Below are 6,027 nucleotides of genomic sequence, written 5' to 3' on the forward strand. Positions count from 1 at the left end.
TCAATTGCCCGCGCCCGGCAGCGGAACGGGCAGCGAACGACCCTCGGGAACCGGCGGCGGCGGAATCGGCGGGGCACCGTTGATCAGGATGTCGCCCTTGGTCGAGTTGACGATCGAGGCGAACCCACCGGTGTCGAGCTCCTTGCCGACCGAGCAGGTGACCTTACGGCTGCCCGCCAGCCAGCTGGTCAGGTCGATGTTGTCCCAGAACAGGGTGAGGGTCTTGTTCCGCAGCGCGTCCGGCGAGCCGAGGAACTCGTTCGACGCCTGCGTGCACGTCTCCTCCAGGTACTTGTCCTGGTCAGGGATGTCCGGGAAGCCGCCGGTGAACTTGGCGCCGAGGTCGACCAGCGAGATCACCTCGAAGGCGTGCGGGTCCGTGCAGGGAACCGGGTCCGTGGGGACGTTCTGGTTGATGCCGATGCAGGTGCCCGCGTCCCAGGTCTTCGACTGGTCCTGCCCGGCCACCGTCCCGTAGATCGGTTGCGGGTTGCCCGTCGTGCCCGAGTACTGCAGACCGCAGCGCAGCGTGCGTTCCCCGGCCGCCCAGCCGGCGACCCCCGGGTTGATCAGGCCGACGCTGAACTTGCCGTTCGGATCGAACTTGGCGCCGAGGTACTCGTTCACGGCGGGGGCGCAGTGCTCGTCGCGGAGCTGGGAGAACCGGAGCACACCCGGGAACTTCGAGCCGGGGCCGAACTCGGTACCTGGGAAGTTGCTCAGGTCCACCTCGGAAGCGACCTCGAACAGGTGCTCCGACGAGCAGTCCACCTTCTCCAGGTCGCTGGCGTCGTCCTCGGTCCAGGTCAGGCAGTCGCCCGCGTGGGCGGTGCCGAACGCGCTGCCCGACACCGCGCCGGTCGACATCGGGCCGCCGGTGTTGGCGTGCGTGCTGAGGTCGTTCTCGCTCTTGAAGCCACCGGAGAAGACCGCGGTCGCGATGGCGGCGATGACCGCGCCGAGCGCGATCGCGACGAGGGCCCGCCGGGTCATGGTCGCCGACAGATGGTGTCCGGGCTTGTCGGTCGACGGGGTGCCCGGATCGCGCGTCGCCTCGGCGTCGAGGCGCGCGTCGTCGCCCCGCCCGGAGGCGTCGCGTTCGTTGGCGTGTTCGTCCGACATCTCGTCCATCATGCCCGTTGGTCCCGTCGATGCCGAACCTTCCCCTGCACGCGTTGAGGGCCGTGCTCACGTACCAAGTAAGGTTTGTGGTCGTGATTGACCTCAAGTTCCTGCGCGAGAATCCCGACGTCGTCCGCGAGTCACAGCGCACAAGGGGCGAGGACCCGGCCCTGGTCGACGCGCTGCTGGCGGCCGACGAGGCCCGCCGCGCCGCGGTGCTGGCCGGCGACAACCTCCGGGCGGAGCAGAAGGCGCTCGGCAAGAAGGTCGGCCAGGCCTCCGCGGAGGAGCGGCCCGCGCTGCTCGCCGGGTCGAAGGAACTGGCTCAGAAGGTCAAGGACGCCGAGGCCGCGCAGCACGAGGCGGACGCCGCGCTCGATGCCGCGGCCCGGGCCATCTCGAACATCGTGCAGGAGGGTGCACCGGCGGGCGGCGAGGACGACTTCATCACCCTCGACACCGTCGGCGAGATCCCGTCCTTCGACTTCGAGCCGAAGGATCACCTCGAGCTCAGCGAGTCGCTCGGCCTGATCGACATGGAGCGCGGCGCCAAGGTGTCCGGTGCGCGCTTTTACTTCATGACCGGCTACGGCGCGATGCTGCAGCTCGGTCTGCTCCAGCTGGCAGCGCAGAAGGCGACCGCGAACGGCTTCACCCTGATGATCCCGCCGGTGCTGGTGCGGCCGGAGATCATGCAGGGCACCGGGTTCCTCGGCCAGCACTCCGAGGAGGTGTACCACCTGGAGCAGGACGACCTGTACCTCGTCGGAACCTCCGAGGTCCCGCTCGCCGGGTACCACTCCAGCGAGATCATCGACCTGAGCGAGGGGCCGAAGCGGTACGCGGGCTGGTCGTCCTGCTTCCGTCGTGAGGCGGGCAGCCACGGCAAGGACACCCGCGGCATCATCCGCGTGCACCAGTTCGACAAGGTGGAGATGTTCACCTACTGCAAGCCGGAGGATGCCGACGCCGAGCATCAGCGGCTGCTCGCCTGGGAGCGCGAGATGCTCGCTGCCATCGAGGTGCCGTACCGGGTGATCGACGTCGCGGGTGGCGACCTCGGTTCGTCCGCGGCGCGCAAGTTCGACTGCGAGGCATGGGTTCCGACCCAGAAGGCCTACCGCGAGCTGTCGTCGACCTCGAACTGCACGACCTTCCAGGCCCGCAGGCTCGGCACCCGCTACCGGGACGAGAACGGCAAGCCGCAGACCGCGGCGACCCTCAACGGCACGCTCGCGACCACCCGCTGGATCGTGGCGATCCTGGAGAACCACCAGCAGGCCGACGGCAGTGTCACCGTGCCCGTCGCGCTGCAGCCGTTCGTGGGCACGGACGTCCTGCGTCCCTGACCCCACCAGGTCGCAACGACATCGGCGGGCCGGCACCTCACAGAGGTACCGGCCCGCCGATGTCGTTGTGCAGGTGACTAGTCGATCCGGAAGATCGTCCGATGCCAATCCTTCCGCGGTTCGCGGGAGAGGTCGAACATGACGTGCTTGATCGAGGTGTACTCCTCGAACGAGTAGGAGGACATGTCCTTCCCGAATCCGGACTGCTTGACCCCGCCGTGCGGCATCTCGCTGATGATGGGGATGTGGTCGTTGACCCAGACACAGCCGGCCACGATCTCCCGGGTGGCGCGGAGGCCGCGGTGCAGGTCGTTGGTCCAGGCCGACGCGGCCAGCCCGTACGGGGTGTCGTTGGCCAGCGCGATGGCCTCGTCGTCATCGCGGAACGGCGTCACCGTCAGCACGGGGCCGAACACCTCGTCGCGATAGATCTCGCTGTCGGCGCCCGCGCCGACGACGAGTGTCGGGTGGTAGTAGGCGCCCGCGGCAAGGCCGCCCTCGCCTGCGCGGCCGCCGGTGACGACCGTCGCGTAGCCGCGCGCACGCTCGACCATCGCGGCGACCTTGTCGCGATGTGCGAACGAGCTCAGCGGCCCCATGTCCGTCGCCTCATCCGAGGTCGGTCCGAGGGTCACCGACTCGTACAACTCGGCGACACCCGCGACGAATCGGTCGATGATCGACTCGTGCACGATCGCTCGGGTCGCCGCCGTGCAGTCCTGTCCACCGTTGATCAGGCTGCCCGCCACCGCGCCGTGGACGGCAGCCTCGAGATCGGCGTCGTCGAAGACCACGAAGGGAGCCTTGCCGCCCAGTTCGAGATGGACACGCTTGGCGTTCGAGGTGGCGGCCTCCATGACTGACCGACCCACCGCCGTCGAGCCGGTGAACGAGATCATGTCGACATCGGTGTGCCGTGCCAGCGCCGCGCCCGCCTCCCGACCATCGCCGACGACGATATTGACCACGCCGTCGGGAACGCCAGCAGTGGTGAGGGCCTCGGCGAGGACCAGCGCGGTCAGGGGCGTGATCTCGGCAGGCTTGAGGACAACGGTATTGCCCGCGGCGATCGCCGGGAAGATCTTCCAGACCGCCATCTGCAGCGGGTAGTTCCACGGCGCGATCGATCCGACGACACCGAGCGGCTCGCGTCGGATGCTCGAGGTGTGGGTGGGGGAGTACTCGCCGGTGGCCTTCCCCTCGAGTATGCGTGCCGCCCCGGCGAAGAACTCGACGTTGTCGATCGATCCGGGGACGTCGAACTCACGGGCGAGACGAATCGGTTTGCCGCACTGCCGGCTCTCCAGTTCTGCGAGTTCGTCCTGCCGCTCGCGAAGGACCTCGGCCGTCCGGAGCAGGAGAGCGGACCGTTCCGCGGGCGTCGTGCGGGACCATGCCCCGAACGCGCGACGTGCCGCTGCGACGGCCAGGTCGACGTCCTCTGCACTGGCGAGCATGACAGTGGCGATCTCCTCGCCGGTCGAGGGGTCGATCACGCGCTGGGTGCGACCGGAGGTGCCGTCGCGGCGGGTGCCGTCGATGTACTGATGCATCCTGATCAACTTTCGTCGTGGTGGGTCCTGGCGGACGGTGACCTCGATCCTCGGAATCTGCGGCGTCACATCGAGGTTCAGGTGATATAGACCTTGCGGAGGGTGTCGCGGACGGTCCACACGGTGCGTTGTCCGGCCAGCAGCCGGACCAGCGCCCCTGGGTAGAGATCGATCGAGGGAGAGCCGTCGTCGAAGGTGACGGTGGCATCACCGGCGAGAACGACGAAGACCTCGTCGGCCTCCACGTCGCGTGAGGTCCCCGGGGTGTGCTCCCACACCCCGATCGTGAGGTCCGAGAGGGTGGTCAGCTTCCGGTGCGCGGTGGTCGGCGTCCCGTCGATGACGAGTTCACTCGCCAGCGCCGTGTGATCGAGTGTCAGCGAACAGGGGTTGAAGCTCTGCTCCAGCGCCCAGGCGCCGAGATCTGTGGGTGTCATGGTGGGCCCCTTGTGGGTCGAGCGTGGGATGGGCGAGTTGCTTCAGGAGTCGAATCCCAGCCCGATCGTGTCGAGGAGTCGCAGCCACAGATTGCGTTTGCCGCACTCGTCCTCGCGGGCCATGGACCATCGTGTCGCCTGCACGCCGAGGTAGCGCACCGGTTCCGGGGGGAAGGGGATCGCCTGTCGCCGAGTCATCGCCAGTTCGGTTCGCGGTGTCTTCTCGCCGGACAGTCGGTCGAGCATGACCTGGGCGCCGAATCGGGTGGCGGTGACGCCGAGGCCGGTGTACCCGATCGCGTAGGCGACGCGCCCGCCGTAGGCGCTCCCTGAGGTGAGGCAGAAGCGCGTCGACGAGTCGATGACCCCGCCCCAGGCATGGCTGAACCGGACATGCGACAGCTGGGGGTAGGTGGCGCTGAAGTTCTCGGCGAGCCGTGCGTAGGTCTGCGGCCGATCGAGCAGCTCCGCGTCCCGGCGCGATCCGTAGTGGTAGATCGCGTCGTAGCCACCCCACAGGATGCGGTTGTCCGCGGTCTTGCGGTAGTAGTGGAACTGGTTGCTGGCGTCGGTGAGCCCGACATCCTGCGTCCAGCCGATCGCCTCGAAGTCGTTGTCCGACAACGGCTCGGTGACGAGGGCGTAGTCGTAGACCGGGATCGCGGTGGTGGACAGGCGTCGCAGCAATGGCTTGAACGCGTTGGTTCCCAATGCGACCTTTGCCGCGTCGATCCGACCCATGGGGGTGGTGGCCGCGACGCCACCGCCGGATCCACGGCCGAGCGAGGAGACCGGCGTGTTCTCGTAGATCTCCACGCCGAGCTCGAGGCACGCTCGGCGCAGGCCGAGTACCAGCTTGTAGGGGTCGACGAGTGAGTAGTCGGGCAGGTAGAGGCCGCCGAGATAGGCGGGCGAGGTCGTCCACTCGCCGACCTCCGACGTCGGGATGAACCGCGACTGTTCGCCGTACTTCCCGCTCATCTCGGAGTACTTGCGGAGACCTTCGAGTTCCCACGGGGTGCGGGCGAAGCTGACCTTGCCGGGGCGGCTGTAGTCCGCGTCGATCCCGTACCGCTCGAGGGTGTCCTCGATCCCGGCCAGGTTCTCCAGGCCCATCTGGTGCAGGGTCGCCGCCTCGGAAGGCCAGCGCTGCACGCCGTTTCCGAGCCCATGGGTGATGCTCGGAGAGCAGAACCCGCCGTTTCGCCCGCTGGCTGCGTGGCCGACCGTGCTGCTCTCGACCAGCACCACACGCTGATCGGGGTTTGCCTCCTTGGCCAGGACTGCTGTCCACAGGCCGGTATATCCGCCGCCCACCACCAGCAGATCGGTCGAGATGGTTGCATCGAGCGCCGGGAGGGGTGCCGGAGCGGACGTCACGTCGAACCAGTACGGCGACTGGCTCACCCCACTCAACGTCGACGGGCTGGTGGTGGGCATGCGGAGGCCTTTCTTCTTACGTGTGTGTTCCGTGTTGTGGGTCAGCGGCCCAGGTGGATGACGCCGGTGCGGAGGTCGGACATGTCGAGGAGGGTGTGTTTGCCGCCGATGCGGCCCCAGCCGGTG

5 protein-coding genes are annotated in these 6,027 nt (G+C 68.1%); 1 reads left to right on the forward strand and 4 read right to left on the reverse strand.

Annotated features, from left to right (window positions below; translation table 11 throughout):
- Positions 1 to 993: a septum formation family protein gene (locus ABIC28_RS08470; protein WP_245221969.1), complete on the reverse strand. Its 993-nt coding sequence runs from the start codon at positions 991 to 993 to the stop codon at positions 1 to 3.
- A gap of 221 nt (positions 994 to 1,214) precedes the next feature.
- Here ABIC28_RS08470 and serS point away from each other — a divergent pair, with 221 nt between their 5' ends.
- On the forward strand, positions 1,215 to 2,471 hold the full coding sequence (gene serS / locus ABIC28_RS08475; protein ID WP_269590463.1) for a serine--tRNA ligase: 1,257 nt from the start codon (positions 1,215 to 1,217) through the stop codon (positions 2,469 to 2,471).
- A gap of 77 nt (positions 2,472 to 2,548) precedes the next feature.
- Here the strand turns inward: serS and ABIC28_RS08480 are convergent, their stop codons facing one another.
- The 3 genes from ABIC28_RS08480 to ABIC28_RS08490 all read right to left on the reverse strand — a co-directional run bounded on the left by ABIC28_RS08480 (position 2,549) and on the right by ABIC28_RS08490 (position 5,901).
- On the reverse strand, positions 2,549 to 4,024 hold the full coding sequence (locus ABIC28_RS08480; protein WP_269590464.1) for a gamma-aminobutyraldehyde dehydrogenase: 1,476 nt from the start codon (positions 4,022 to 4,024) through the stop codon (positions 2,549 to 2,551).
- Positions 4,025 to 4,101: 77 nt separating this feature from the next.
- Positions 4,102 to 4,461 carry a cupin domain-containing protein gene (locus ABIC28_RS08485; protein WP_269590465.1) on the reverse strand — a complete coding sequence of 120 codons (360 nt, stop codon included), beginning with the start codon at positions 4,459 to 4,461 and terminating at the stop codon, positions 4,102 to 4,104.
- Between the two features lie 42 nt (positions 4,462 to 4,503).
- On the reverse strand, positions 4,504 to 5,901 hold the full coding sequence (locus ABIC28_RS08490; protein WP_354578398.1) for an NAD(P)/FAD-dependent oxidoreductase: 1,398 nt from the start codon (positions 5,899 to 5,901) through the stop codon (positions 4,504 to 4,506).
- Positions 5,902 to 6,027: the final 126 nt, after the last annotated feature.

The organism is Rhodococcus sp. PvR044, assembly GCF_040548995.1.
GTDB lineage: Bacteria > Actinomycetota > Actinomycetes > Mycobacteriales > Mycobacteriaceae > Rhodococcus_G > Rhodococcus_G oryzae.

Coding starts and splice junctions, on each gene's coding strand:
- ABIC28_RS08490 (WP_354578398.1), bottom strand. CDS start 5,901: ATGCCCACCACCAGCCCGTCGACGTTGAGTGGGGTGAGCCAGTCGCCG.
- ABIC28_RS08485 (WP_269590465.1), bottom strand. CDS start 4,461: ATGACACCCACAGATCTCGGCGCCTGGGCGCTGGAGCAGAGCTTCAAC.
- ABIC28_RS08470 (WP_245221969.1), bottom strand. CDS start 993: ATGACCCGGCGGGCCCTCGTCGCGATCGCGCTCGGCGCGGTCATCGCC.
- ABIC28_RS08480 (WP_269590464.1), bottom strand. CDS start 4,024: ATGCATCAGTACATCGACGGCACCCGCCGCGACGGCACCTCCGGTCGC.